The following is a 1,401-nucleotide window of genomic DNA, read 5'->3' on the forward strand; positions in this document are numbered from 1 at the left end:
TGCCCCCGGCCCGAGCCCGGCGGCACGCGGCCCGGCGCCCTGCCTCCGGCAGGCCGGAAAGCGTCCGCCCGGTCCGTTTTTACCCAACCTGGAGATGCCCATGACGACCCCCTTGTTCAGAACCGCCGCCCTCGCCGCCCTGCTGGCCGCCAGTCCGCTCGGCGCCGTGGGCGTGGCCCAGGCACAAGGCACCGCCGTCCAGGCCTCCCAGCCCGCAACCGCCAATGCCGTGGCTGCCCACTACGCCACGCTGGTGCACGCCAATTACGAAGACACGCTGAACGCAGCCAAGGCCATGCAGGCCGCCATCAAGGCCTTCACGGCCAAGCCGTCGGTGGAGACGCTGGCCGAGGCCCGCAAGACCTGGCTGGCCGCGCGCGAGTTCTATGGCCAGACCGAGGCGTTCCGCTTCTACGGCGGCCCGATCGACGATGACAAGGGCCCCGAAGGCCAGATCAACGCCTGGCCCATGGACGAGTCGTACGTGGACAGCGTCGAAGGCAAGCCCGACGCCGGCCTGGTGAACAACCGCCAATTCGCCATCACCAAGAAGAACCTCGCCGCGCAGAACGAGCGCGGCGGCGAGGAGAACATCGCCACCGGCTGGCACGCCATCGAGTTCTTCCTGTGGGGCCAGGACCTCTCGGACACCGGCCCGGGCGACCGCAACTTCGAGGACTTCGTCGATGGCAAGGGCAAGAACGCCGACCGCCGCCGCCAGTACCTGACAGTGGTCACCGACCTGCTGATCGACGACCTCACCTTCCTCGTCAAGGCCTGGGACCCCAAGGCCAAGAACAACTACCGCGCCAAGTTCGCCAAGGGCGGGCAGGAATCGGTGCGCAAGATGCTGGTGGGCCTGGGCTCGCTCTCGCGCGGCGAACTGGCCGGCGAGCGGCTGGAGGTCGCGCTCAACAGCCAGGACCAGGAAGACGAGCACTCCTGCTTTTCCGACAACACGCACCGCGACGCGGTGACCAATGCCCAGGGCATCCAGAACGTGTGGCTGGGCCAGTACCGGCGCGCCGACGGCAGCCAGGTGCAGGGCCCCTCGCTGCGCGACCTCGTGGCCGCCAAGGACGCGGCTCTGGCCGAGAAGACCACGCAGCAGATCGCCGCGTCGGTGAAGGCGGCCGAGGCCATCCAGGCGCCGTTCGACCGCGAGATCATCGGCGAGAAGGACGCGCCGGGCCGCCAGCGCATCCAGAAAACCATCGACAGCCTGAGCGCCCAGTCCAAGGACCTGGTCGCCGCCGCCAACGCCATCGGCATCACCCGGCTGACCCTCGTGCAACCCTGATCCCGCGATGCGTTTCCTGAAAGCCTTCCACCGCCGCCGCACCTGGCGCCTCGCGACCGCCAGCGCAGGCCTGGCGGCGGCCGCCACGGGCCTCGTGGCCA

1 protein-coding gene is annotated in these 1,401 nt (G+C 69.6%); it reads left to right on the plus strand.

All coding sequences use genetic code 11. From position 1 onward, the window contains the following. Nucleotides 1–100: 100 nt before the first annotated feature. Nucleotides 101–1,300: an imelysin family protein gene (locus AC27IQ_RS24575; protein WP_487091149.1), complete on the plus strand. Its 1,200-nt coding sequence runs from the start codon at nt 101–103 to the stop codon at nt 1,298–1,300. Nucleotides 1,301–1,401: the final 101 nt, after the last annotated feature.

The sequence above is a fragment of the Acidovorax sp. KPB24-07 genome, from assembly GCF_057543315.1.